The organism is Paenibacillus sp. FSL H7-0350 (assembly GCF_038593195.1).
In the GTDB taxonomy this organism is placed as follows: Bacteria; Bacillota; Bacilli; order Paenibacillales; family Paenibacillaceae; genus Paenibacillus_AQ.
The window spans coordinates 6,968,982-6,995,389 of sequence record NZ_CP151972.1 but is presented as its reverse complement, the minus strand read 5'-3'; the positions used below and the strand labels follow the sequence as shown (position 1 = coordinate 6,995,389).

19 protein-coding genes and 1 tRNA gene are annotated in these 26,408 nt (G+C 53.2%); 11 read left to right on the top strand and 9 right to left on the bottom strand.

The window, feature by feature from the left end; all coding sequences use genetic code 11:
* Nucleotides 1–52 precede the first annotated feature (52 nt).
* The 3 genes from NYE24_RS31340 to NYE24_RS31330 all read right to left on the bottom strand — a co-directional run bounded on the left by NYE24_RS31340 (nt 53) and on the right by NYE24_RS31330 (nt 10,507).
* Nucleotides 53–6,955, bottom strand: coding sequence for a choice-of-anchor I family protein (locus NYE24_RS31340; RefSeq protein ID WP_342477498.1), 6,903 nt, complete (start codon nt 6,953–6,955; stop codon nt 53–55).
* Between the two features lie 123 nt (nt 6,956–7,078).
* The gene (locus NYE24_RS31335) at nt 7,079–10,009 is read right to left on the bottom strand and encodes an insulinase family protein (protein ID WP_342477497.1); all 2,931 of its coding nucleotides are present in this window, start codon (nt 10,007–10,009) and stop codon (nt 7,079–7,081) included.
* 132 nt (nt 10,010–10,141) lie between these two features.
* Nucleotides 10,142–10,507, bottom strand: coding sequence for a DUF4180 domain-containing protein (locus NYE24_RS31330; protein ID WP_036695915.1), 366 nt, complete (start codon nt 10,505–10,507; stop codon nt 10,142–10,144).
* A 99-nt stretch (nt 10,508–10,606) separates the two neighbouring features.
* Here NYE24_RS31330 and NYE24_RS31325 point away from each other — a divergent pair, with 99 nt between their 5' ends.
* Nucleotides 10,607–10,960, top strand: a complete 354-nt coding sequence (locus NYE24_RS31325; protein WP_235218455.1) for a VOC family protein — start codon at nt 10,607–10,609, stop codon at nt 10,958–10,960.
* Between the two features lie 169 nt (nt 10,961–11,129).
* Here NYE24_RS31325 and NYE24_RS31320 read toward each other — a convergent pair.
* A tRNA-Lys gene (locus NYE24_RS31320) sits at nt 11,130–11,202 on the bottom strand.
* Between the two features lie 145 nt (nt 11,203–11,347).
* The gene (locus NYE24_RS31315) at nt 11,348–12,655 is read right to left on the bottom strand and encodes an amino acid permease (protein WP_076154868.1); all 1,308 of its coding nucleotides are present in this window, start codon (nt 12,653–12,655) and stop codon (nt 11,348–11,350) included.
* A gap of 197 nt (nt 12,656–12,852) precedes the next feature.
* Here NYE24_RS31315 and NYE24_RS31310 point away from each other — a divergent pair, with 197 nt between their 5' ends.
* The 4 genes from NYE24_RS31310 to NYE24_RS31295 are packed head-to-tail and all read left to right on the top strand — an operon-like array spanning nt 12,853 to nt 16,692.
* Entirely contained in the window at nt 12,853–14,046 is a 1,194-nt protein-coding gene (locus NYE24_RS31310) for a serine hydrolase (protein ID WP_342477496.1), read from the top strand.
* Nucleotides 14,046–14,864, top strand: a complete 819-nt coding sequence (locus tag NYE24_RS31305) for an ABC-2 family transporter protein (RefSeq protein WP_051493635.1) — start codon at nt 14,046–14,048, stop codon at nt 14,862–14,864. The genes NYE24_RS31310 and NYE24_RS31305 overlap by 1 nt, the downstream gene beginning before the upstream one ends.
* A 29-nt stretch (nt 14,865–14,893) precedes the next feature.
* Nucleotides 14,894–15,676 (top strand): ABC-2 family transporter protein, encoded by a 783-nt coding sequence (locus NYE24_RS31300; protein WP_036695905.1) that lies wholly within the window; start codon nt 14,894–14,896, stop codon nt 15,674–15,676.
* The gene (locus NYE24_RS31295) at nt 15,676–16,692 is read left to right on the top strand and encodes an ATP-binding cassette domain-containing protein (RefSeq protein WP_342477495.1); all 1,017 of its coding nucleotides are present in this window, start codon (nt 15,676–15,678) and stop codon (nt 16,690–16,692) included. Before NYE24_RS31300 ends, NYE24_RS31295 begins: the two co-directional genes overlap by 1 nt.
* Nucleotides 16,693–16,734: 42 nt before the next feature.
* On the opposite strand, the gene NYE24_RS31290 is transcribed toward NYE24_RS31295, so the two are convergent.
* Entirely contained in the window at nt 16,735–17,802 is a 1,068-nt protein-coding gene (locus NYE24_RS31290; protein WP_036695901.1) for an ABC transporter substrate-binding protein, read from the bottom strand.
* A 248-nt stretch (nt 17,803–18,050) separates the two neighbouring features.
* Here NYE24_RS31290 and NYE24_RS31285 point away from each other — a divergent pair, with 248 nt between their 5' ends.
* The 4 genes from NYE24_RS31285 to NYE24_RS31270 all read left to right on the top strand — a co-directional run bounded on the left by NYE24_RS31285 (nt 18,051) and on the right by NYE24_RS31270 (nt 21,430).
* Complete coding sequence (locus tag NYE24_RS31285; RefSeq protein ID WP_076154878.1) at nt 18,051–19,157, top strand: iron ABC transporter permease; 1,107 nt, start codon at nt 18,051–18,053, stop codon at nt 19,155–19,157.
* On the top strand, nt 19,157–19,924 hold the full coding sequence (locus tag NYE24_RS31280; protein WP_076154880.1) for an ABC transporter ATP-binding protein: 768 nt from the start codon (nt 19,157–19,159) through the stop codon (nt 19,922–19,924). The genes NYE24_RS31285 and NYE24_RS31280 overlap by 1 nt, the downstream gene beginning before the upstream one ends.
* Nucleotides 19,925–20,063: 139 nt before the next feature.
* Nucleotides 20,064–20,582, top strand: coding sequence for a sigma-70 family RNA polymerase sigma factor (locus NYE24_RS31275; RefSeq protein WP_076155143.1), 519 nt, complete (start codon nt 20,064–20,066; stop codon nt 20,580–20,582).
* Nucleotides 20,579–21,430, top strand: coding sequence for a hypothetical protein (locus tag NYE24_RS31270; RefSeq protein ID WP_342477494.1), 852 nt, complete (start codon nt 20,579–20,581; stop codon nt 21,428–21,430). Before NYE24_RS31275 ends, NYE24_RS31270 begins: the two co-directional genes overlap by 4 nt.
* Before the next feature lie 300 nt (nt 21,431–21,730).
* On the opposite strand, the gene NYE24_RS31265 is transcribed toward NYE24_RS31270, so the two are convergent.
* The 3 genes from NYE24_RS31265 to NYE24_RS31255 are packed head-to-tail and all read right to left on the bottom strand — an operon-like array spanning nt 21,731 to nt 24,134.
* Complete coding sequence (locus tag NYE24_RS31265; protein WP_342477493.1) at nt 21,731–22,456, bottom strand: ABC transporter permease; 726 nt, start codon at nt 22,454–22,456, stop codon at nt 21,731–21,733.
* A gap of 11 nt (nt 22,457–22,467) precedes the next feature.
* The gene (locus NYE24_RS31260) at nt 22,468–23,220 is read right to left on the bottom strand and encodes an ABC transporter permease (protein WP_036695893.1); all 753 of its coding nucleotides are present in this window, start codon (nt 23,218–23,220) and stop codon (nt 22,468–22,470) included.
* Nucleotides 23,217–24,134 (bottom strand): ATP-binding cassette domain-containing protein, encoded by a 918-nt coding sequence (locus NYE24_RS31255; protein WP_342477492.1) that lies wholly within the window; start codon nt 24,132–24,134, stop codon nt 23,217–23,219. Before NYE24_RS31255 ends, NYE24_RS31260 begins: the two co-directional genes overlap by 4 nt.
* Before the next feature lie 163 nt (nt 24,135–24,297).
* Here NYE24_RS31255 and NYE24_RS31250 point away from each other — a divergent pair, with 163 nt between their 5' ends.
* Nucleotides 24,298–25,011: a response regulator transcription factor gene (locus tag NYE24_RS31250; RefSeq protein ID WP_342477491.1), complete on the top strand. Its 714-nt coding sequence runs from the start codon at nt 24,298–24,300 to the stop codon at nt 25,009–25,011.
* The gene (locus NYE24_RS31245) at nt 25,011–26,399 is read left to right on the top strand and encodes a HAMP domain-containing sensor histidine kinase (RefSeq protein WP_342477490.1); all 1,389 of its coding nucleotides are present in this window, start codon (nt 25,011–25,013) and stop codon (nt 26,397–26,399) included. Before NYE24_RS31250 ends, NYE24_RS31245 begins: the two co-directional genes overlap by 1 nt.
* Nucleotides 26,400–26,408 lie beyond the last annotated feature (9 nt).

Genomic DNA, 26,408 nt, shown 5'->3' with positions numbered 1-26,408 from the left:
GTGAGGCACCCTGCCCTGGCAAAACCGTTACATTCTTATAGCAGCAAGTGAATTAATCAGCAAAGCTGCTGTCATTGAGCCTTTTCAGTACTGCAGTAACCTCTGCTCTTGTCGCTGTTCCTTTAGGATCGAACTGGTTACCCGGTTTACCGCTAATGAATCCGAACGACTGGATATCAGTAACCGCAGAAGCTGCCCAAGAGGAAATGCTCTTGTCATCTGTGAACTTGACAGCTCCAGCGGTCTGTTCCGGCTTCAGCTTCATATAATTCAGATAATTACGGATCAATACCGCCAGTTCTTCTCTGGACACCGCCTGATCCGGCGCAAACCTCTTATTGCCTGTGCCCTGTACGATACCATTGGCTGCTGCCCAGGCGATATAAGGCGAGTAATATTTATTTCCCGCCACATCGGTGAAGGAAGCTGCTCCAGAGGGTTCAGCACCTGCCATTTTGCCCAGAACCGTTGCGATCATTCCGCGTGTCAAGGTCTGATCCGGTGCGAACTTATGATTGCTAAGACCTGTGAACCAGCCTCTGGCCGCTGCAAAATCAATACTGTCTTTGGCCCAGTGGTTCACGATATCGCTAAAGCCGGCGCTATAATAGCCTACGGCAAATTTAGAGAAATGACTTGTCTTGAATTCTACCGTTTTCGCCGCTGTGTTGTAGCGGCTGGTTACTGGAATGGCAACACCGTTGTTGTCAATATAGTATGCAGCAAGCCCGTTCGCATTCTCTCCAGCAGCCTGAGTATATGGAATTTGCACATGGACCCTCTCACCGCCGAAGCTGGTAATCGCCGAGGTACCATCCCCAATTGTGAAATCGTACACGGGTCTGCCGCCCACCCGTGCTTGAACACTGCTGCCTGCTATATTAACCGAGGACAGCTCTACACTAATACGGAGCGTTTCCCCCTTGGCAGCCTTACTGATGGCATCCAGCACAGAATGGCTTAGTGTAATAATAGCGAATCCGGTATTAATCTTCAGCTCCGCTTGAGTGCCGGAAGATAATCTGCTGACAAATTCGCTCCCAAGCTCTACTGTCAGCTTCCTGGCTTCCTTGACTGCCTCCCCGCGGAGTTCAACGACCGTCCGCTTGCCGGCCTTATCACTCATTGCTGCGTTGTCCAGCAGCTTCGCGGCAGCCTCAGCCGTAAGCTTAAAGCTTGCTTCTTGAGTCTGGGCATTCTGAGACGGTGCTAATACAGCAACGGTATCAGTGATGATTGTCTGCACAGCTAACGGTGTAGCCGTTGGAGCAGAAGTTGGAGTAATTGTTTTGACGGGCACAAACACCTGATCCGGTGTTTGTGTAGCTGCCGGGGTTGCTGTTGGGGTCTCCGGCTTAATCGTTGGCGTCACTGCCGGTATATCCGGTTTTGTCGTCGATGTTGGTGTTGGCTTCGTAGTTGGCGTCGCTGTCGGTGTCGGTTCAACAACCGGCGGTGTATAATAGCCTCTAGGAATTTCTATCACGGATACCGTACCAGACACCTCATTAGCCACAAGCAGCAGCGGATAGCGTGTCGGACTCTGATCGGCTGCGATGAACGTCTGTCCTTCCGGAGATACATCTCCGGCCACCCGGTAAGCCGGCTTGGAACCCGACTGATCCACTGAATGTTCAAAGTCTCTTGTATTCAGATAGTCATAGAACACCGGGGCGTTCACATCCGAAATATCGTACATCATATTGCCGCTGACCCGCTCCAGGCCGATAAAAGCATACGGCTTACCGTCCACGATGCCGACTTTAACGTCCTCAGGTTCGGGACCTTTTTTTGCGCTTCTTTTCTCGAATACGAAATCATCATTGGACCAGTTGAAATATTGCGGCAGCAGTCTGGCGGTAATCTGCTCAAAGTCTGCTCCGCTGTCATACAATAGGGACATGTTGTCTGCATCCCAGATGGAGAAGGAACGCGCACCGAACAGATAGGTTTTGCCGCTGACAAATCCGGTTCCGCCCGCACCCACTTCATAATTTGAAGGATCGAAGGTTGTCAGTTTGATGTCCTTATCAGCATTTCCGTCCTGCCCTTTGCCCAGCTTGATATCCTTCTCGTTAGTGTATCCGTTCCAGTCCCTGGAATCCCCTTCATTGGCAGTAAGGATATATGTCTTTCCCCCGGCAGTGTAGGTGGTAATCCCGTCCGGATTATACATTCCATATACATTCGGCTCCGGCTGAATCTGAATTTTGCCGTCTCTGCGCATGTCCAGCCCATTCCCGGACACACTGTGGTCTTTGAAGCCCAGTCCCTTGATGCTGGTGAATACACCCTGCTCAATATCAAGTGCAGCAATGGCATTAGCCTCCTGCAAGGAGATGAAGGCACGTTTGCTATCCGCCGATACCGCTGCATATTCAGGCTCCAAATCTACGGACGGTGCAGTTTGTTTTTTGAGAATAACATTGTCCGCCAGCAGTGCATTTCTAGCCTCCGTGCTATCGAAGCTGGTGAAATCAACAATCTTGACGGTATGCTCCTGCAGATGAATCACAGTAACCGAACCCTTGGGATCAACCGCAGGCTCTTTGTAGCCTTGTCTTGGCTCACCTTCATCAGCCGTCAATAAATACTTGTTATCCGGCGTGAAGGTCACCATATCCGGCTGAACCCCTGTCATATAGTGGGTCTGGTATTTCCCGTTATAATCCAGCAGCAGCACAGCACCTGGCTTGCTGTAATCCGCCTCCTGTACTGCTATAGCAACAGTATCCAGTGTTGTGCTGATATCTACACTCGTAATATCCCCGAAGCTGAAGCCGTCAATCATCTTGCTTACGTCAATCCGTTTCTCCAGTGTAAGCAGATTATCCTGGCCCGGGACCAGCGTCTTCAAGCTGACAATATCAATGCTCTTCTCCTTGCCGTTCACCAGATAGAACTTCTGATTGTCACTGTTGTATTTCACAATCTCTGCAACTCCGCCTTCCAGATCCGAGAAGCCCGTGGAATAGCTGCCGATTTTGTGCATCACCGATCCGCTAAGCCGTTTGATCTCATTTCTGTCCCGCACACGGATTCGCTTACCGACCGTATCCACTGAAGACAGGCCGATGGCAGAGATTCGCTCTCCCGGCTGAATCGTTTCAAGCTGTACGTCAGGGGTAATGTATCCGTCTATAAATACTCTTACGTCCCCGGAGCCGTCATTCACGATGATTGCCCCTACTTTTCCACTGTCGAGATTTACAGCCTTCACAGTACCCTCTACCTGTACAAGACTGCCCCGGGTAGAATCCGCTATTGCTGCCGCTGTAGAGACCCGGGCCGGGACAAGCTCATGAATGCTGCTGTCAATGATCTGTATTTCTGTTACTGTAAGCTGCTTCTCTCCCTGATATCCGCCTACGGTTCCGGTAACCTCCACCTTCTGTCCTGCGCGGAAATTACCCGAGACCGGGAACAGGTTAATACCGGCTGTAGCATCCTGTACATAGATCGAATCAAAGAATGCCGTGCTCTGATCATATCCGCTTGCGCTCGAAGTCACCGTGCCTTGAATGGTAAACTTCGTCCCTGTGGCTGCCGCCTGGACTTCAGCAATAGGTGTTACTGTTCGGGGTGCGATCTCCTTCAGAATATTCTGAGAGATATTGTAGTTGCTATAGCCAAGATCCGCAGCATTATCCAGCGTTGCCTGCACTTCGAAATTGGACATGAACACGGAACCAGCCACAAATAGCTTGGCCCCCTTGTCCAGTGTTTCAACCGTCAGTGCCGGAATATTGCCCTTCACTACCGGATTCCCTTCGCCGCCCAGGTCATCCTTATCTGAATCCAGGCTCTCCGAAGTGGCATGAGAAATCACGATAGGACTCACCGCCGCCTTATCCGCTTCAGGTACAAAGATCGAGGAACCGCTGTAGAAGCTATATTCCTGCGCCGGATTAACGCCATACGTATATGGGCTATCCATGTTGTAATTTTTGAACCGGAGCCGGAAATTCTGGCTAGGCACGAAATTCGTATTGTCGATCAATTCATCATCTACAAGCCGGGCCTTCCCGCCGAGTGCCTCCAGAATCAGATTCTGCTGGTACGCCGCGTGATGAGCCGGATCACCTTTGGCGTCGTTATAATCAGCCAGTCCAGTGACAATAACAGTATGACCGTTATCTGCAAAAGCCTTTACCGCAGCAATTTCATCCTGCGTATATTCACCAAGCGCACCGAGGGAAGCTTTTCGGTTCGGCGGAGTTAGAATCAATGCCTTCAGACCATCCAGGTTCTCCGGCTTAAGGCCGCCCTTAATGTCTACTAGACGGATATCATAGGTCTCCGCCAGCTTGGCGAAATTAGTCATGCTATTCGCATAGTTCCCGGCCACATAATCATTAAGATGCGATGCGTCCACTCCAATATTGACAAGCTTCGCAGCATCTCTGACATTCAATTCCAGGGAGGCGATAAACGTCCTGCTGATTCCATTCACCACCGCATTTGCCGTAACTACCATAACCGCGCTGCCTGGTACTGACGGCGTGTACGTGATACTGTCTTTTAATGTACCCAGTGATGCGATTGGCGCATTAAGGGTTTTGGCCGCAATACTAACACCATCCATGCTGTAATCAATCGATTGAATGGTTGCCGCAGAAGCCTCATTGTTAAACAGCTCGGTGGATAGCTCCAGCGATTCACCGGTTACCGGCATGCTGGCCGAAGAGGTCACCGCAGTAATTCCGGCCTTCTCTACCTCGCCGACCCATACAGGTGCCGTTACAGCGATGTTTCCATCTGCTTGTACCACACGAATATAATAGTAGCCGCTAGACGGATTATCGATTGTCACAGCGTAATTTGCCTGGTTAGCCGTGAAATTCTGGATATTCGATTCTTCACCGCCCCTGCTGATCACCGATACCTGACCAATCTGATCAGTGACATCCGGGTCCAGCAGATCTACATTGATATCCAGCTTAGAGATACCTGCCGGCAGACTTGATCCCAGCGGTTCCCCGTTAGCCGTGTATTTAATCTCCAGATTCTCATCTTCAGTGGCATACACACGCAGCTCACGGAGAGCGGAATATACGCCTTCCTTGCTGAGATCATCGGTCACAATAGCCGTTCTGGCAGTATTGGAGTTACCCCAGCGCCCCTTGTGATTATCCTGATTGTTGGTCGGTGCGAGATGCCAGCCTTTATCCAGTGCATTATTGTAATATTCGTAGGAGCGGAAATATCCGCCGGAGTTCACGGCCCCTTCGCCATTACCTACTTCTATTAGCGTCATATGCCGGTTCAGTTCAGGATCGTAATTGGAGAAGGTATTGAAATCTCCAAAGGTTGGTCCCGGGTGGTTGAACTGTCCAATGGAGCCGGGAATATTCTTAAGCAGTTTGTAGTAGTTGGTCATGCCTGAGACACCCGAAGCGTAGGTTTTATTATTTCTGCTGACGAAGCCCTCTGTATTAAAAGTATTGATATGCCCGGGGCCGCCGGCCCAGGTCATCTCATACCCGTAAAACGGAACAAAACCCGGCGTTGCCGCCGCAGCCGCTGCTGATTGTCCCTGCTGCCATTTAGCATTGGCAACACTTGCCTCATACTCAACAGGACTACTTGAGGTATCGAAATAATTGGAGTGGTCAGTGAGCGCAAAGAAATCCAGCTTGGCCACATCTCTAGCATAAGCATAAGCCTCTTCCATCGTGCCAGAGCCGTCTGACTGCACGGTATGTCCATGGAGCTGTCCAAAATACACCTTGGCCGCCGTACCGCCATCCTTAAGTGTATAGTTGTACGTTGCTGGAACACTATCCTTATATCCTTCCATTACTGCCGAGGCTTCAATCTTGGCTGGAAGCATGTCCGCTGTTAACGTAACTGGAGCGCTGTAAGCTGCCTTTGCATCTACAATCTCTTCCGGCAAGCCTGCTTTGCGGGTCAAAATATAGCTGATGGCCGCTCCTTCCGTTGGTGTGGTCAGTTCAATAGTACTGCCGGAGGGAATGGCTCCCGTTCTGCTGGCAGACACCGGTCTGGTCTGTGCCTGAGTGTAGGTGAACGTTCTTTCAACACTGCTATTCGTATTCTTCAAGGCTCTAGCCTTCAGGACTGCCGTATTGCCCGGCTGGTTAAAAGCATCGATCACCACCGAACCGGTTGAAGCGTCTATAGTCTGCAAGGCTCCGCCGTTCAGGCTGTATTCCAGACTTGCCCCTGCAGTAAGAGTGGATAACTCCACCTTGCTTCCCGCGGGAACCTCTGAATCTTGACCCGGAGCAGCCGTAACTGCCGCTACAATATCGGAATCGGCTTTTTGCTCCCCTGTGATGAAGATGTTGAACAAGCGGGAAGTTCCTCCAGCTGCCACTTCCTCGGCAGCGGAATAACTTGCCGTGCCAGCACGGATCGACAGATTGCTTGTCTGCAGAAAGCGCAAGGTTACTGCCGCGTTGTCGTCAATAGCTGCAGGCAGCGGCAGATTGGACTTGGTTGGGGTTGCCGAATAGGAGGAAGCATTGGAATAAGCCCCCTCCTGAATATCTGTGAAATGAATGTTATCCGTGCTGTATTGCAGCTTGAAATCTCTCGGACCGGTGCCCGAGCCGTAAGAATTGAAGGATAGCTTCAGATTCTCATATCCGGCAGCAGAAAAAGCCAGCGTCCAATACTTAGTATCGGCGCCAGCATTCCAGCCGGTTATTGAAATGGATCTGTTGGAATTAGTATAACTTGATATTTCCCCGCCAATTCCATTCTCGCCCATATAAGTCGAGAGCGTCACTGTGGAGGCAGCCGCCAGTCCGCCAGTCGCCGGGAAGCGGGTCAAGGTCTTCGTCGCATCCGGATGATCAGCGAAATCCCATTCCGCAACAGATACAGGAGTTGCCGCAGCATTCACAAATGTAGATACAGGCAACGTCATTAGCAGCATGATTGCCGCCATAATTGCACTAAGTATCCGCTTTGAACTATTAATATTCATATATGCCTCCCTAGTCTTTGATACCTTAACTTTAAGAGGCATATGTAAATTCTCTGCTGCTATATTGTTAAAATTATAAGTTATTCACGTTGATCTTCCGGTTCCGCTGCATGAAGCTCCCGCTTATTTCACCAGCTCCTCCAGACTGCCAAAGGCACCCGCGGCCGATTTCAGCTTGGATTCGCCTCCGACCACACAGAAGTAATTCTGCTGCGTTACCGCCTCAAGCAGACTGGCATAGCTCCTGATATCCCCGGCAGTGGCCGACAGAATTTCATTACGCTCCTGCTGAAGATCCTCCGCAGTAATCTGCTCGAAATAATGCCGGTCCGCCTGACGGCCTGTAGCGCCGGGACTCAGCGGCTGGTCCAGCATGGCCAGGGTCCCGATAATCGCCCTCTCCATCTCCGCTTCATCTGCTGTATGTTCACCTGCAAACTGAGAAGCCCGGTCATAGATCTCCAGCGTCTCCAGCAGGTTCGGATCGCGGTAGGAAGTGAACAGAATCACCCCGTCGCGGCGCAGGAGCAGATTGCCGCCATACGCACCGCCCTTGACCCGGACCGTATTCCACAGGTAGGTCAGGCTGAGGATCTTCTTGAGCACCTGCAGCTTGCCGGAATAGGCGAAGCCCAGCTTCTTGTAGTCATAGCCTTTGACTACATACTGTACCTGGCTCGCGGACATGAAGCCTTCGTTGACCGCCTGCCCCTGTGCGGACAAGAGCGGCTGGGAATGCACCGCCCGGCTGCTTAGGTCCAGCTCCTGCACATGTGCGGCGAATTCCGCATACGAATCCGCCGTACCGGTGACGGAGAGCGTCAGATTCTCCGTATTGAATAACAACCCGCAGATTTCCTTCAAGGTATCTGCAAGTCCTTCAGCCTGCTGGTCAATGCTGCGGGCAAGCTCCTTGATGAAGCGGTAATACGCCACGCCGCCAAGCTGCTCCTCATACATCCCCCGATCCGAGAAATAGGACAGCACCCGGCTGGCTGCAATCTCATTGCCTTTCTGGATCAGCATCGCCTCCATCCCGGAGGCTTCGCGGCGGACAATCTCCTGCAGCTTGGACAGGTTATCCAGATTGCTGCCGTAGAGCAGCTCATGCAGCAGCTTCAGGGAACCGCCGATGTTACCCTGCATGACCTTGATGCGAGCGCTGAATTTGGCCTGATAACTTCCTTCCGCAGATTTCCCGGCTCCGAACACCTCATTCTGAAAACGGATGCCCCCGGTCGAAATCCCGATCTCACTGGTCAGTTCCTCAATACTGTAGGCTTCCGTCTCCAGCTGTCCAAGCACTCTCGCCAGCAGCTCCAGATAAGGAATCTGCTGCGCTGTAAGCACGCTGGTGTCCCAGTACAGCTTGATATAGGCAATTGCACCGGCAGCCACTTCATGATGCAGCACCTTCATCCCATCCAGCGCGTACTCCACTGTGGGTACCCCGGCCGGGGCGATAGGGTTAATATCCTGGAGAGTCAGCTTCGGCAGCTTCTCTAGCTCCTCTGCGGGGTCAGGTGTGTTCTGACGGGCCAGCAGCTTATGCGTGCTAAGCACCAGCTCATCCAGCTGGGCCGGGGCCAAAGACGCTTTGTATGACGCCAGACGGCTGCGGACCGCCGCATCCTTTTCCCCCGCAAGAGTCTGAGAGGGCTGGAGGACAACGACACTACAGTGGTTACTGTTCAGCAGGTAGGTCTCAATCAGCCGCTCGAAATAGCGGCCCGAACTTTGTTCACGGATCGCCGTAATCGCCGCTTCATACTCCAGATATGTGGACGGCAAGCCGTCATACAGCCAGGCCTTCATCACTTCCATGTTGTAGGTGAGACCCTTCGGATATTGGGTGAAATCGGCTTCACGCAGTTCAAATTCCTTACTGTTCACCGCAGCGAGCACCAGCTTCTCATCCAGTCCGTCTGCTGCAAGACGGCTTAAGGTGGTTCTGACGAGATTCACGAATTCTTCTTTGGCCTCAGGGTTCGAATGCGTCAAGGCAATGCCCAGCATAGGCTGAACCATGCTATCTGAATAAAAAGCAACCACATCCTTGCCAAGGCCGCTCTCCAGCAGGGCTTGCTTCAGCGGGGCTGCGTTGCTGTCCATCAGCATGCTTTTCAGAATGGCAAAGGCCAGATTCAGCTCCCGGTCCAAAGAGGTCCCTATTACATAATTCAAGCTCAAGTATGTCTTGTCGGCAGCGGTTTCCGTCTCCAGAATGGGATACTCCGCCGTAAGCTGGGTAATGCCGGCCGGTGCCTGTAGAGCAATCGAAGTATCCATTGCCTTACGGGTATAGCGGCTGAGATATTCTTCATGGATAAACCGCAACCGTGCTTCGATATTCAAATCGCCATAGAGATAGAAATAACTGTTCGACGGATGATAATAATTCCGGTGCGCCTCCAGAAACTGTTCATACGTCAAGGAAGGGATGTTTTGCGGATCACCGCCGGAGGAGTGACGGTAGATCGTACCCGGGTAGAGCGATTTTTTGATCCGGTCAATCAGCACCGTCACCGGCGAGGAATACGAGCCCTTCATCTCATTGTAGACAACACCCTTGTAGATTAGCTCATCCCCGGAATCCGGCAGCTCATAATGCCAGCCCTCCTGCTCGAAGATCTCCGGCTGACTGTAAATATTCGGCTGAAAGACGCTGTCCAGATAAACCTCCATCAGATTGGCGAAATCCTGGTCATTCTGGCTGGCTACCGGATACATTGTTTTATCGCCAAAGGTAAAGGCGTTCAGGAACGTCTTCATCGAGCCCTTCAGCAGCTCCACGAACGGTTCCTTCACCGGGAATTTGTCCGAGCCGCACAGAACCGAATGCTCCAGAATGTGAAACACGCCCGTGCTGTCCGCAGGCGGAGTCCGGAACGTAACACTGAACACCTTATTGTCATCCTGATTCTGTACATAGAGCAGCCGTGCGCCGCTCTGCTGATGCTCCAGCGTGTATACGGAGGATTCGATTTCCCGTATGTACTCCTTGCGTATCACTTGAAACCCGGAATAGATCTCACCTGCCATTAAGCTGCTCATATCTTTCCCCTCCTTAGTTCAGGGCTGCCCTGATTCCATGAGCTTATCATATCCGGGGTTTCCGGTTCCAGTATGAGCTGCATAGAGGCTTGGACTACGGGATGCAACACCCTGCTCTGACGCTGCGAGAATCTAGACCCGGCTCAACCGCTCAACTGCCTGCTGCTCATCCGCTACGAAAAATATATCCTTCCCCTGGTTGCATTCATAGATGAAATCACGCAGACTGCGGCTGGTATAGCTACTGAAATCACCGACCACGGCTGCCTTTACCTGATAGTTAATGAACTTCTGCAGAATCTCACCGGCCAGCCTTGTCTTGAGGTCGAAGAACTCCTCGCTCAGCAGCGCCTTATGGATCACTATCCGGTCGCAATCCGTCTCATAGCGTACCGTTGCCATCAGATCCAGCGCACTCCGGACATCACACACCACGGCTTCGTTGCCGCTCACTACAGCAATGATTGTACCGCCAGCTTCTATAGTTGTTATGTTCATTACTATAACCTCCTTATCGAATATGTTAAAATATGCGGATAGCTAATATTAGCAACGATTGAATTGTACAGTAAAGGATGGATCATGATGGAGCTCACGATGAATTGGATTACACTCAGGGTACGCAATCTGGAGGCTTCCCTTGATTTCTATCACAGAATTCTAGGGCTTCCGGTGGAGCGCAGATTCGAGAGCAGAGGGAAGCAGATCGTCATGTTGGGGGTAGAGGGGCAGCCGAAGCTTGAGTTGATAGAGGGTAGTGACCCGCCGTTGAAGCCGGAATGCGGAGTGTCTGTAGGCTTCGAGGTCGGATCGCTGGACAAGGCTATGGCGGAGCTTAGTAAGGAAGGAATTCCGGTAGCCCGCGGTCCCATCGCGCCGAATCCCAGCCTGCGCTTCTTCTATATCCTGGACCCCGACGGCTTCGAGGTGCAGCTTGCCGAGCATATATAGAGGTAAGCCTACTTGCGGAATTAGCGCCACGCGCCTACACACGGCTCAATGTAATCGGTTTTTCGATTACATTGGCGCCTTGCGCCTACACACGACCCAGTGTATTCGGTTTACCGCACATCTCTCTCAAAACAGCAAAAAAACGGCATTTCTGCCGTTTCTTAAGGGATGGACTCTCAGGGGCTCGAACCCTGGACAAATAGATTAAGAGTCTACTGCTCTACCAACTGAGCTAAGAGTCCGTATGGTGTCTATGTATGATTCTCTAGACGATAATCTCTAAGCTGACTGCGTCCGCTCAAAAGTACTTTCATAGTATACTTTTTTGAACGGGCGCTTGTCAACTGTTTTATTAAAACTTTCTCACACTCAGCTATGAACTGCTGTTTACACGCGATTCTTCCGCATCATCACCACATACACCGGGAGTCCGGCAAGCGTGATGCCAATCCCTATAAGCGAGCGCAGCGGATCACTGATGATCGTGCTGGCCAGGATATAGAGACCCCCTGCAACGCCAAGAATCGGGGTGAACGGATAGAGCGGCACGCGATAGCGGCCTTGTACGGGCGGCACCTTCCTGCGTAGGAGGAACACTCCGAACACGCCCATGGTGAAGAAGATCCAGAGCACGAACACCAGCAGATCCGTCAGCGTATTGAAGGTTCCCGAGAAGATATAGACTACCGCCAGCACACTCTGAAAAACAAGCGCATTCGCCGGCGTCTGAAACTTCGGATGAATGCTGCTCAGCACCCTGGAGAACGGAAGCTGTCCCCGCTCCCCCATCGCCTGCGGCACCCGCGCTGCGGTCATGAGATAACCGTTCAGCGCACCCAGCACAGAGATGATAATGCCTGCCGTAATGAAGGCTCCGCCGCCGCTCCCGAACAGCGCCTCTGCCGCATCGGCTCCCGGAGTCTGGGATGACACAATCTGGTCATAGGGCAGCGCCTGGAACACCGCAATATTGAACAATACATATACGGCGATAACAAAAACAACACCGATCGAAATGACTTTGGGCAGCGTCCTGGCCGGGTCCTTGATCTCTCCCGCCATATTGGTCACGCTGATCCAGCCGTCATAGGCCCAGAGAGTGCCGAGCACCGCAGCCCCGAAGCCTGCCCCTGCTGCCGCTGTACTGATGCCGCCGAAGCCGGGAGCCAGATCCGAGAACAGCCCGACGCCCACAATGCCTGCTACCGGAATCAGCTTCCCGACCGTGGCTACCGTCTGAATGATCCCGCCGAACTTCGTCGCGATGACATTCATCAGCAGAATGAAGGCTAGAATGCCCACCGCAAGCAGCTTCTGCTGCCATCCATTCAGCGGCAGGAAGTAACCGGAGTAGGTAGCAAAAGCAATCGCCAGCGCCGCCACAGAAGCCGGATAGGAAATCACCGCCTGCACCCAGCCGAGCAGATATCCGAACACCCCGCCGTACAATTCACTTAAATAAGTATATAGACCTCCCGACTTCGGAATGGCAGCCGCAATCTCCGCTACACTCAGCGCCGACGCCAGGGTAATGATCCCTCCAACACCCCAGGCCAGAATACTCATCCACGGACTACCCGCATTATTCAATACAATTCCGGGCTTCAAAAAAATCCCCGATCCGATAATCATCCCGACCACCAGGGCCAGCGCTTGCAGGAACGTAATACTTTTGGTTAACGGCTTTGTTGTCATAACTTCATTCCTTGTCCTTCCATTCTGTGAATATGTATATGTGTGTATTTCTCTGCGGCGCCTCTACTCCCCTGCTTTTGGCCGGATAAATTGACTATAAAATAAACTCCCCATTGTACGATCCACTATATGGAATATATACTAAAAGTGAGGGCGCTTTCATTTATCTACAAACTTTAAGGAGGAATCATCTACTTATGCTGCACACTCCCGGCATTACCGACTGCTCACCGGCAGAGGTTCACTATGACGCATCAAGAATCGGGGTACTCCATACCCTCTTTCAGAAATTGATCGACGAGAACAAAATTCAGGCAGCCGCTTACAGCGTCTCCCGGTACGGCAAGACGTTCATGAACGGTGCCATCGGCCCCCTGTCCTACCGCAAAGACAAGACGGACCCGCTGTTGCCGACAACCGTTCATCGCATCGCATCCATCACCAAGGCGGTTACCTCTGTGGCGATAGCCAAGCTCGTAGAGGATGGCATTCTCCGGTTTGACCTTCCCGTGGGTGCCTTTCTGGAACCGTTTAACGTGGAGCCGTTCAATAAAATCGACATCTACAGCCTGCTTACGCATACCTCCGGCCTGTTCCCTGACTGTGCGGGCAGCATGATTCCTTATCACAAGTCTTACTGGGAGCTGATTGGCGAATATTTCGACAAGTATAAGCCGGAGGACGGTGAACTGGACTGGATCACAGCTGCACTGAGCTGCGGGATCGACAAACCCGTCGGTGAGGAATGGCAATACTGCTCCTTCGGTTTCTGTATTCTTGGTGAGATCATTAAGAAGGTCACAGGTATTTCCGCTGAACAGTACATAGAGGAGCAGATCCTGCAGCCGCTCGGCATGAAGGACACGATGTGGGAGCCGACTCCCGAATTAGCAGGGCGCTTCATTATAAGAAATGAACGCAAAGAAAAGCAGCTCCATGACCTGATCCATGGCTTACAGCAGGAAGAACCTCCAGCAGAGAAGCTGTGGAAGAACGTATCCAGTACAGGCGGGGGACTGGTCTCTACTACTGCGGACCTCACCCGCTTCGCCAATATGCTCCTGGGCATGGGAACCTTGGGGGATACGCGGATTATCGGCCGTAAAGCCGTAGAGAAGCTCACCACCCGCACACTCTATGGCAAGCCTGATTACTGCTGGGGCAACAATGTCAAAGACCGGAGCTATGGCATTGGGCTGGATATGCGGAGAGGCCCCGCATTCCTCTATTCCGAGGGCAGTTATTTTCATGAAGGAGCAGGTGCCTGCTGTATGGTAATCGATCCGGTGGAGCAGCTCACGGCCGTGTGGTTCGTGCCCTTCACGGACGATAACTGGTATGCGGAAGCCCTGTTCAATGTAACCAATGTAATCTGGTCAGGACTGATGTAATGAACCGTCTCAAGCATAACTGGCTCATCTGCCGGGCCGTTGCAGAGGTTACCTACAAGGAATGGAGTGCCTACCGCACCCATTCCTTGGTCTCTGTTATTGTCGGCCCGGTCTATTTCATGGTGCAATATTTCATCTGGACAGCAGTCTATGGCGGGCAGACTACGCTCGGCGGGCTTGATCTCCAGCAAATGATCCGCTATTTCGGGGCCACGGCGCTGATCGGGTATCTTATTATGGATTTTGCCGACTGGAATCTGTCGATGCTGGTGCGCACCGGCAAATTCCTCACCTTCCATCTGCGCCCGGTGCATCACCGTTCCTTCGCCTTGTTCCAGAAGCTGGGGCACCGGATGCTCGGCTTCTTATTTGAGTTCCTGCCCTGCCTGCTGATCTTCATCTATATTTTCGGGATCGACATGCGGCCGGCAAGCCTCCCATGGACACTGGTATCTGTGCTGCTTGCCTTTCTTATGAACTTCTATGTTAATTATACGATTGGCCTGACCTCCTTCTGGCTGGTGCAATCCGGCGGGATTCGCAGCGCCTTCATGCTGGTGTCGGGTATTTTCTCGGGAGCGCTGATTCCGCTTGATTTCTTCCCGCACTGGCTTCAGGTCACCCAGCTGTTCCTGCCTTTCCAGTACATTGCTTATATGCCTGCCATGGTCTTCACCGGGCATTATTCACTGGGCGGTCTTGAGTTATCTCTTCCCGAAGCTGTAGGCATGCAGGCGGCCGCTGTGCTGGTGATGTTCGGCTGTAATGAGCTGGTCCGCCGCCGGGCAATGAAGCAGTTCACGGCGGTTGGCGCATGAATACGCGGAGGGAAAGGAACGTTCCTGTTATGAAAAAATATGTAGATGTATACAAGCAGTGTATGTACTCTGCTATCCAGACCGCTTCGGCCTACCGGATGAACTTCATCGTCAGCAGTCTGATTACACTCGTCGGCAACATTCTGTTTCCGCTGGTGACGCTGTTAATCTACCGGGCGGGCACCAGCTTTCCCGGCTGGAGCTTGTATGAGGTGCTGTTGATTCAGTCTATATTCACCATGTCCAGCGGTCTCTCCAGTCTGGTCTTCGGAGGCTTGCTGTGGACAACGATGTCGCATGTGAGGGAGGGCAGCTTCGAGATCATTCTGCTCAAGCCGCTGAATCCGCTCTTCTACATTGTAGCAACTACCTTCTCTGTAGAGAGTGTCGGATTATTCCTGGGCGGGGCTGCCTTATTCATCTTCTCCGCTATGCATATCGGCGCCATCTCCGCCCTCGCCTGGCTGCAATTCACCGGAATGTTCCTGGCCGGGACGGCTGTACTCGCCGGATTATCGCTGATGATGGCGGCGATGTCCTTCAAATGGGTTGGCAATTCGCGGATTTCCGAGCTGGCGGACAGTGTGCTGCATGTCGGCAAATATCCGCTGCCGATCTTCCCGAAGGCGGTGCAGGCGGCAGCTACGCTGATCATTCCCGTGGGGATGGTTGGCTACCTCCCGGCCTCCGCACTGCTTGGCCGGGTACAGGCCGGTGATTTTATCGCGATTCTGCCTTGCTTTGTCTTTCTATGGGCAGGCATTTGGGTATACCGGCACATGATCAGATTATATGAGGGGGTTGGCGGCTGATGCCGGTGATCAATGTCAAACATTTAACGAAGTCCTATACCACCTATAAGCGGGGCGCAGGCATGGGGCAGACCTTTACGAGCTTTTTCCGGCGTGAAGCGGTCTCTGTCCAGGCCGTGAACGATATCAGCTTCGCCATTAAGCAGGGTGAAATCTGCGGGATGCTGGGTCCGAACGGGGCAGGCAAATCCACTGCGATCAAAATGCTCTGCGGCGCGCTCTACCCGACCAGCGGGGAGATTGAAGTACTCGGCTATTCCCCGGCCCGGGACCGGAAGCATTATGTCCGCACCATCGGGGCCGTCTTCGGCCAGAAATCCCAGCTCATCTGGGATATTCCGCCCATCGACAGCTTCAAGATGAACAAAGCGATCTATGGTATCTCAGCCACGGATTTCAGCAACCGGCTGGACGAGCTGGCAACGCTGCTGGATATATTCGGAGTGATGGAGAAGCCCACCCGCGTGCTGTCGCTTGGCGAACGTATGAAATGCGAGTTCGTCATGGCGATGCTGCACCAGCCGGACATTCTGTTCCTGGATGAGCCGACCATCGGGCTGGATGTGATCGCCAAGCTCAAAATCCGCGAATTCATCCGCCAGATGAACAAGCAGCAGAACATGACCTGCATTCTCACCACCCATGATCTGGAGGATGTGGAGGAGTTAGCCCACCGGGTAATTGTCATTAATCACGGCGAGAAGGTGTTTGATGACTCGCTGCAGCGGCTGAAGTTGTTCCTCGGGGAGAAGAAGCGCGTGAGCTTTACATTTAACGAGTCTGTGCGGGACACCCTTTTCGACAATGACTGGACCAAGGTCATGGAACGCCCCTCCGACCTCCAGATTACGCTTGAGGTAGACACCGCCCGGATCTCAATCAGCGATTTTCTGGAGAGCATCTCCCGCAAGCATGCCTTCTCGGATATATCCGTCAAGGAACTCCCGATCCAGCAAGTCGTAATGAATATCTATGAGAATACCAAAAGCAGCCTGAACCGTCACCCGTTAGAGTGACAGCTCAGGCTGTTTTTTTATCAGACTAATATTAGCTTCGGCTTACTTCGCAGCAGCCAGCTCAGACGCAAGCTTCTCCGCCCCGTCAAAGATGGAATAGCTGTAGCCCCAGAATTGGTTGAAGTCAATCTTATAGATCGCTTTGTTCTGGATAGCCTTCAGACTCTGTAGTGACGGATCGGCATAGAACGCCTTTATCGACTGGTCAGCATCAATACCGCCTGTATACACAGAGATCAGCATGACATCGGGGTTGGTGGCGATCAATTGCTCCTTGCTGATCTCACCGGTCACATCGGCGTAACTGTTGGTCAGTCCTAGCAATCCCAGCACATCTCCCGCAAAAGTATCCACGTTCCCGCTATAGACAGCGATTGCGCCGTTGCCTCCGTCTGATACATAAGCGAAGGTCTTGGCGCCTGTGGCTGCCACTCCCTCCTTCAGCTTCGCTGCACGCTCCTTCAGCTCTGCGATGTACGCCGTGGCCTTCTCCTGCACATCAAAGATCTGGCCTAGCTGTTCAATATCCTTATACAGGCTGTCTAGCGTTGCCCCTTGCAGACTGGTGCTCTGCACGAAGGTCTTGATGCCCAGCTCGTTGAGTCCGCCTACCGTCCCTACTCCCCAATCCGCATCTGCGAACAGGCCGCCGCGGCCCATCACCAGATCCGGGCCTCTGCCTACAACCAGCTCTTTGCTGGCATAGTCTTGGGAGATGACAGGAATCTTTTTGAACTCTTCCTGAACTGCCGGATCGCCTGCACCGTAGAGAGCCGCAACCCCGACCATTTTGTCGGTAAGCCCCAGCTTAATCAGCAGTTCCGCCGCACCTTGGGTATTCGCTACTACCTTCTCGGGAGCTTTATCGAAGGTCTGCGATTTAGCCGTCCATTCGGTGCCTTCACCGTTATTCGTGTGGTTCTCAATTGTAAGCGGATATACCGTCTTGGCCGGCTGTGCAGTCTCCGCCGGTGCTGGACTGGCTGATGCAGGTGCAGCCGTTGCCGCCGCTTCCTTCTCATTACCTGCGTTGGAAGAACAAGCCGCCAGCATAACCGCCATCACCAGAACCGCCAGCAGCGGTACATATCTTTTGAATATTTTCTTCATTCTCTTAGGTCCCCTTTTCTGTATGTACGTTAGTTCCCCTGCGGGAATGGCATTAAGCCTATGGCCTTGCAAGGAATACCTCCGTAGAATATAGAAAGTTGGACAACATGTCAATGAGAATTATTATCATTGACAATCGTTCTCAGTATACCTTATATTTAAGAACATGCTAAGATATCCTGCTCACAGTGTCATCTGATGAGTCAGTCCATACTAATCCTCTAATGTAAAGGAGCCTTCCCATTGTCATGCATACTGATCTAGCCGTACCTTCACAGCCTAAGCAATCTCTCATTCATTCCCGTTATGGCTTCATGGCTGTTATAGGCGTCCTGTTCATTATTACCCTGCTGTCTGCCGGAGCTGCAGTCTCCTTCGGCCAGGTGGACATTCCTGTCTCACAATCCTACCGGATTCTGCTGCATCACATCACAGGCATCCAGATTGGAGATATGCAGGATCTGACCTCCGGTTCGTTCGTCGATATTATCTGGAAAATCCGCTTCCCGCGTGTCCTGATGGCGATGTTCATCGGCGCCGGACTTACGCTGTGCGGGACGATCATGCAGGCAGCGGTGCAGAACCCTCTGGCTGATCCATACATACTCGGTATTTCCTCCGGCGCTTCGCTGGGCGCAACCTTCGCCATCCTGATCGGCTTCGGCTCGATGGGGCTGCTCGGCCAGTCGGGAGTCGCCTTTTGGGCTTTTGCAGGGGCGGTTGGCGCTTCTCTGCTGGTCCTCACACTCGCCAGTGCAGGCGGCAAAATGACCTCCGTCAAGCTGGTGCTGGCCGGGATGGTCATTAACGCTCTATGTACCGCCTTCGCCAACTTCATTGTCTATTTCGCGAACAATGCCGAAGGCATCAAGACGGTTACCTTCTGGACGATGGGCAGCCTGGCCGCCTCCAGCTGGGACAAGCTGCCGCTGATCTCGGTTACCGTCCTGCTCGCCGTTATCCTGTTCCTCTCGCAGTTCCGTGTGCTGAATGCCATGCTGCTCGGAGATGAAGCGGCGGTTACGCTGGGCATTCATCTGGGTGCCTACCGCAGAGTCTACATGATTCTCACCGCGCTGATTACCGGAGTTATGGTAGCAAGCTGCGGGATGATCGGCTTCGTGGGACTGATTATCCCCCATCTGGTGCGGGGACTGGTGGGCTCGGACCACCGCAGGCTGCTGCCGGCGTCGATTCTGTTCGGAGCGATCTTCCTGATCTGGACGGATGTCATTGCCCGGACCATCGTACCGAATGTGGAGCTGCCGATCGGGATCATTACCGCCTTGATTGGCGCACCGATGTTCATGTACATGCTGATTAGAAAAGGCTATGCCTTCGGAGGGAAAAGCTGATGAATCTGAATGTTGAACGGCTAAGTGTCTCTTTCGGTGAGGCGAGGATTGTGCAGGAGGTCTCGCTGAGGGTGCAAAACAAGCAATTCGTTGGCCTGATCGGCCCGAACGGCTGCGGCAAATCGACGCTGCTCAAAAGCATCTACAAGGTCATCAAGCCCCGTCAGGGAGAGGTCTTCCTTTCTGAGCTTAATGTGATCAAGGCCAGCCCGAAGCTTGTTGCCCAGAAGCTGGGCGTAGTCGGCCAGTTCAACGAGCTGAGCTTCGACTTCACCGTCCGTGAGATGGTGGCGATGGGCCGGACGCCCCACAAAGGGATGCTGGAAACCGATACCCAACAGGATGCTGACATTATCTCTGCAGCACTCCGCAAGGTCAATCTGGAGGGGCATACAAGCCGCAGCTATAACTCCTTATCCGGCGGCGAGAAGCAGCGTGTCATTCTGGCGCGTGTGCTGGCCCAGCAGCCGGAATTCATGATTCTGGACGAACCGACCAACCATCTCGATATCAAATACCAGCTGCAGATTCTGAATATTGTCAAAAAGCTGGACATCGGCATTCTCGCCGCCCTCCATGATCTCACCCTGGCCGCCGAATACTGTGACTATCTCTATGTCATGAAGGAAGGCCGGGTCGCCGCCAGCGGAGTCCCTGAGGATATTCTGACTAAGGAATTAATCGGCGAGGTCTTCGATGTGGCCTGCGAGACCTACCGCAACCCCGTCACCGGCGCGCTGGGCATCGCCTATCTGGAGACAAGGTAACTCTTAGGCAGAAACAATAGATCTTCTAAAACCTGCGGCTCCTTGCCCGCAGGTTTATTCTTTTTGCAGGATGTTGAAACTATTCTCACCCCTTAACGGTCTAATGTTCAATCAAGTGCTTCAAGAAGCCCATAAAGGAGTGAACGAACTGAAAGCCCAGCCGCAAGTACCCCAACGATTCGCTGAACAACTTCAAGACTGCCGGAACAACCTGTTCCGCAAGGCCTACTGTTATGTCAAAAACGAGCATGAAGCGCTCGAAATCGTCTCGGAGGCTACCTACAAAGGGTATCTTGCCTTCGGAAGGATGAAGACACCGCAGTATTTCGAGACCTGGATGACCCGGATTGTCATCAACACCGCTATTGACCATCTTAACCGGAACAAACGGGTTACTTACATGGAGGATCACTCGCAGAGCTATGCCGGGGATGAGCATGCAGTTCCACTGGAGGAGAAGCTGGATCTGTACCAGGCTCTGGACAGACTATTGCCCGAGGAGAAGGCGTATATTATCCTGAAATTTTTTGAGGATCTGCGCTTCAAGGACATGGCGGACATTCTGGAGCTGCCGGAGAACACCGTCAAGACCAGGTTCTACCGGATCATCGGCAAACTGAAAGCTCACTTAAAGGATGGGGAGGTCGAGGGAATATGACAGGAAAAGACCGTTATACACAGATCGAAATTCCCGCACAGCTCGGAGACGTTCTGGTGGAAGCGCAGAATAAAGCAGCGGCCCGCAGTAAAAGAACCGTACGCTTGCGATGGTTAGGCTCGGCGGCCGCAGCCCTCATAGCTTGTCTGCTGGTGTTGAATATCCCGGATGTGGCAAGCGCCCTCTCCAAGGTTCCTGTAGTGGGAAGCATCGTGAAAGTGCTGCAATTCGGGTCTGGAGGCGAGCGTACTGACGGCGCTGCCGTAAGCACGGTGACCGCTGAGGATACGATTCGCATCGTATTCAATCAGGAAGGTAATACAGCCGCTAGTGTACCTTCCTATACTGTCGACCAGCGGGAGGCTCCGAACCGTCTGATCTTCACTTTTGGCGGCGTCCGCAGCTTCGATTATGACGCACTGGAGCAGGATATGATCGCCTCTCCGCTGGTCAGCGATGTCTACAGAAATATCATCCTGGACGACTCCGCCATGCGGTTCGTGGTTGAACTGAAGGAAGGCACCCGCCATACCCTGACCGAGTTCAGTAATCCGGGTACGCTTGAGCTTAAGCTGACAGCAGAGGGCAAGGCCGCTGCACCTAAAGAAGTCTATTATGTACGCAGCGAAGGAATGCCGCAGGGAGAATCACTGGCTATCATGGAAGAGGTCTATCTGGAGGATGATGTCACCTTCCTGAAGACTGCCTCCGGTGATTTCGCCGCTGTCATGGGGGGGTTTGCCACCCGTGAAGAAGCTGAGCAGAAGCTCGCGGAAATAACCGCGCGTGAGAACTATGCCGGGGACCTGCACGTGGATAGCTGGATGAGCAACGGGCATCCGGAGTAATTCTCGTATATAAAAGTCTAAGCCGCTTGTCATGCCAATTCCGTCCGGTATTAGCCGGTAGAATTAGGGGCTGTCCCAAAATTGACAGCCCCTTTTATTGCGGGAACGAAAAACAGCATACATTTGCTGACGTGCAGGCGTGTGGCCTGAATGTATGCGAAAAACAGCATACATTGGCGAAGTGTTCCCCTCCCCCAAGTGCTCACGCTAAATCTTCTCCATCATAAAGAGCTATCCCAAGCAGCCGTTTCACGGCTTCCGAGACAGCTCCTTCATTATGTTCTGCATTTGGGGCGGAACTTACGCCGCTGCACTATATTTCATCCGGCGGATAGACCAGGCCGACAGGATGACCAGATACACTCCGCTCATGGAGAAAAACAGCAGATTCTCCATAGCTGTCAGCCCGCGCTGGGTAAGCACGCCCATACCAATGGTCAGCAGTGAATAAGGAAACAGCAGCCCCAGCTTCAGCACATACAGGCCCAGCCCGACAAAAACCGCACACAGGCTGATTCCGACCGGCGTGGCAAAGCTGCGGATACGGATGGACAAGCCGAGCTGCAGAGCGGCAATGCTGAGCGAAGCCACCCAGCCGCGAAAGGTCCATAGGATGATGTCCAGCGGAAAAGCCCCCGTCAAAGACAGCATCTGTCCTGCCGCCCAATACATTAGAAGGAATAGCGCCTGCGCTCCGGCAATCAGCGCGCCTACAATAACAAGCTTGGCTATAAAGATGCCGGTTACGGATACTGGAGCAGCCAAAATCATATTCCAGTTCCGGTTCACATGCTCCAGCCGGCAGACAAAGGCGCAGCAAATGGCAATCAGAATTGGCAGGAAGAACTCCCCGTAAAATAAGCTGACCTGCGTCCACAGGCTAAACCAGCCGCCTTCGAGCGCCTCACGATTCATAACAAAGTTGGCACAGCCGATCATCAGGCTGACCACAGGCAGGCTGACCAGCACCAGTCCCATCCGCGAGCGGCGCAGCTTGGGCCATTCGGCAGCAACACTTCTGAGCATAAGTTCCCTCCTTATATCGCTTGTCTTGAGATATGGGCATTTCCGCCCACATACAGCAGCAGTGTAATAACTAAAGCTGTAATGCATTGAAGGACAGGTATTGTCCCTGTAATATATGACCCGGCAGAAGCTTGATAGAGATAAGTCACCGGACTGAGATCCAAATAATAAGACCAGACGATCATCTGCCGGACAGCGGCTGGGAATAGGCTTGCGGTCGTCCCCAGGAATCCGCCCAGCATGCCAAGACATAGGGCAAACGCCTGATTCTTCACCACCAGCGATATCCATTGCTGCATGGCAATAATCAGCAGACTGGCAATCAGAGTACCCGCAGTGAACTGAAGCAGCAGGCCTGCCGGAAGCGGTTCTGCGAGTCTATGGAACATGCCAAGGCCGGCAATAAAAACAACCTGGGCCAGAATGCCGTAGAGAATCAGACTTCCGGCACAGACGAATTTGGCGGCATAGACCGCCTGGCGTCCGACAGAGGTGGTCATCAGCATTTTCCAGGTATCCCCTTTATGCTCCATGTCGCAAATCCTTGACACCACAATCGCCGACAGAATCGGCAGGAACAGCCCGTTCATGGACGAGAGGCTGAAAATCAGCGCTTCCCAGGCGGCATTGTCTGCACTCCGCGAGATCGAGATGCTTATGGACATGGCCGCCCAGCCCAGCTCGGCGGCCAGAAAGAGCGTCAGCATCGCCCACACCTTTCTCCGCCGGATTTTGTAATATTCGAGGAACAAGGCTCTCGTCACAGGCTCCGCTCCTTTCCGGTAAGATCCAGGAAGATATCCTCCAGGCTCTTCCTCGACTCCACGATCCGGCTCACAGCAAGCTGGCCTGACACCAGGATCTCATTGATCCGCGCCACCTCAGAGTCAGGCATGGCACTGAACACCAGCTGCCCCTCTTGCATTCTGGGCCGGTACCCGTGCTCCGACAGTATCCTTACTGCCCTGGCTGGATCATCAATCCGAAAGTGAACCGCCGCCCGGTTCTGCGCCTGAAGCGCAGCCATCGTCCCCTGGAACAGCAGCTTGCCGTCACTGATAATTCCAACCGAGGTAGCAGTCTGCTCGATCTCGGACAACAGATGGCTGGATACCACAATCGTCATGTCATACTGGGCAGGCAAGGATTTAATCAGCTCCCGGATCTCTCCGATCCCCGCAGGATCAAGACCATTGGTGGGCTCGTCCAGTATGAGCAGACTGGGGAAAGCCAGCAGGGCTATCGCCAGACCCAGGCGCTGCTTCATTCCGAGTGAATATTGCCCGGCAGGCTTATGGCGGTGATTATCCAGCCGCACAATCTGCAGCACCTTATCGATATTCTTGGCGGGCAGGCTGCGCAGCCGCTGCATCACTCTCAAATTCTCAAGACCTGTCAGATGTCCGTAATAGGAAGGCGACTCGATCAGGGAACCCGTCCGGTTCAGAATCTCCAGCCGGTGGTTCCGCAGCTCTTGGCCGAACAGCTTAACTGTTCCCTGGGTGGGCTGCACCAGTCCCAACAGCATCTTGAGCGTAGTCGTCTTCCCTGCTCCATTCGGACCGAGGAAGCCAAAGATCTCTCCCTGCTGCACCTTCAGATTCACCTGATCGACCCGTGGTGTTCCCCCATAGGTCTTGGTCAATTGCTGTGTCTCTATCATTGGATGAGTGTTCATAGGCTCCAGTTCAGCTCCATTTCTGTCAAGTTGACTCTTGCTTCCAAGCATAGAGGCCTTCCCTTGCTACAGACTGAAGATAACCTTACGCCTACCTTAAATACTCCGGCCCCTCCCATTCTTCAACGCCTGATCGTGTATACTAATTCATGGGTGATGACGATTGAATACGATGAAGAACCGCAAAATAATGATCGTTGAGGACGAACCGAAGATACGTGAGATGATCGAGCTCTTTTTACGAAAAGAAGGGTATTACCGCATCTATACGGCTGGAGATTATAGCTGTGCCCTCGCCATGTGCCGCCAGGAGAAACCGGATATCGCCATTCTCGATGTGATGCTGCCGGACGGGGACGGGTTCTCGCTTCTCTCCGCCATACGCACCTTCTCCGGGATGCCGGTTCTCTTCCTGTCAGCGCGCGGTGAGGATGAGGACAGGCTGCTGGGACTGGGACTGGGGGCCGATGATTATATCGTTAAGCCATTCCTGCCGCGGGAGTTAATGCTGCGTCTGAGCGCTGTGCTGAAGCGGGTATATGCGCCTTCCATACCAGAGCGGCTGCCTGCCTTCAGAGTTGGTAAACAGGTGGTAGATCTGGACAGCGCTGTGGTACTAAGAGAAGGCCAGGAGCTTCCACTGACGGCTAAAGAGCACGCCATTCTGGTCAAGCTATATGAGAACCACGGCCGGATTGTGACCAGCGATGCGCTCTGCCAGGCGGTATGGGGGGATGACAGCTACGGGTATGAGAACACATTAATGGTACATATCCGGCGTATCCGCGAGAAAATCGAAGCAGACCCCTCGAAGCCAGAGCAATTGCTGACAGTCAGAGGCCTTGGATATAAGCTCATGGTGCAGGAGGCGCTCTAATGGACAGTGCGGTCCGGATTTTACGCAAATTCGTAGGTTCTACCCTGCTGGTCTCTACACTGCTGCTCCTGTTCAATCTGATTCTGCTCGGTTCGCTGATCTTCAAGGAGACCCATCAGGAGGCTTCACCGGAAAAGGTTGTGCAGGAGATATCCTCAGCTCTGCAAGGTTCTGACGGCGAGTATTCCCTTGATCCCAAGGCGGCAGCGCTGCTTCAGCAGAACCGGGCCTGGGCCATGCTGCTGGATGCAGACGGCAAGGTGACATGGAGTGAGCAGTTGCCGCCGGAGATTCCGCGCGCTTACAACATCGTAGAGGTGGCGAAATTCTCACGCTACTACTTGCTGGAGTATCCTGTGTACATCTGGGAGCATCCGGAAGGACTTCTCGTCGTGGGCTATCCCAAATATTCATATGAAAAATATCAGCTCGAATACTTGACCGACTGGCTGCGTTCCCTTCCCTTAAGGGTGCTGCTGCTACTGGTCTGCAACGTGGTACTAGCTGTAGCCCTCTCCTTGTTCATCGGCACCCGGCTGATCCGCCGTATCCGGCCCCTGATCAACAGCATTCATGCCCTGGCCAAAGACAAACCGGTTAACCTGGAGACCGCTGGGATCTTCAGCGATTTGTCCGAGAGCATTAATTCGGCTTCCGCTACCCTGCAGACCAGGAACACGCAGCTGAAATCACGGGATGAAGCCCGCTCGAACTGGATCGCCGGGATCTCCCATGACATCCGTACTCCGCTCTCGATGATCCTGGGCTACGCGAGCAATCTGGAGGAGCAGGATAATCTGACCAGAGAGCAACGCCAGCAGGCTGCCATCATCCGCCGCCAAGGAGAGCAGCTAAGATCGCTGGTCAGCGACTTGAACCTCGTCTCGATGCTGGAGTATGACATGCAGCCGTTGCAGCTTAAGCCGGTCCGCTTATCCGCACTGGCCCGGACCGTGGTATCTGACACCATCAATAACGGCCTGGAGGAGCGTTATTCACTGGACCTGTGCATTATGGACGAACGTCTGCAAGTGATGGGCGACGAGAAACTGCTGTACCGTGCGGTAAGCAATCTGGTCCAGAACAGCATCCGCCATAATCCGGACGGCAGGCGGATTACGGTAACGGTCTCCCGCAGTCCGAACCCGAAGGAGCCGGAATGCTGTCTATCCGTATCCGATGACGGGCCTGGGGTTCCGTCAGAGCTTTTGCCGGAGCTGATCCTGCTGCCTTACTCCGGGAAGCGGACCCGCCCCGTCCGTCAGGGCCACGGGCTTGGCCTCCCGATGGTCGCCCGCATCGCTGAAGCTCATAAGGGTAAGCTTGTTCTGGAGAGTAACACCGGCCACGGCCTGCGGGCCACCCTGCAAATCCCCCCTTTAGCGTGAAGAAGAATA